This is a genomic window from Pseudomonas sp. SIMBA_041, from assembly GCF_046535095.1.
Classification (GTDB): domain Bacteria; phylum Pseudomonadota; class Gammaproteobacteria; order Pseudomonadales; family Pseudomonadaceae; genus Aquipseudomonas; species Aquipseudomonas mucoides.
In genome coordinates this window covers 1-288 of the sequence record NZ_JAWRXJ010000178.1, presented here as the reverse complement: position 1 = coordinate 288, position 288 = coordinate 1, and the positions used below count along the sequence as shown (strand labels likewise).

Genomic DNA, 288 nt, shown 5'->3' with positions numbered 1-288 from the left:
GCCTCTTCTGCCTGCTTTTCGGAATGCCACACATAGCCTGCGATTCCCGCTCCCAGGACGACCAGCGCGGTCGCTGCGATGACAAGCTCACGTTTGGTCAACCCGAAGGTGAGTTGCCGGAGCCGATGCTCCTTGCGCACCGTCTTCGGCGTAAGCAACTGATAGATATCACGGGAATGCGACGAGAACTCAAGCTCGGGCGGCGCATAGATTGCGTCATCATCGAACTGATGCAACGTCACGGCGTTGGCAAGCAAACGCTTGGCTTCTTCCGCGTTGCAGATGGTA

1 pseudogene is annotated in these 288 nt (G+C 57.6%); it reads right to left on the bottom strand.

Going from position 1 to position 288, the window contains the following annotated elements:
• Positions 1-288 (bottom strand): annotated as a pseudogene (locus SB725_RS30745) (hypothetical protein); the annotation flags it as partial.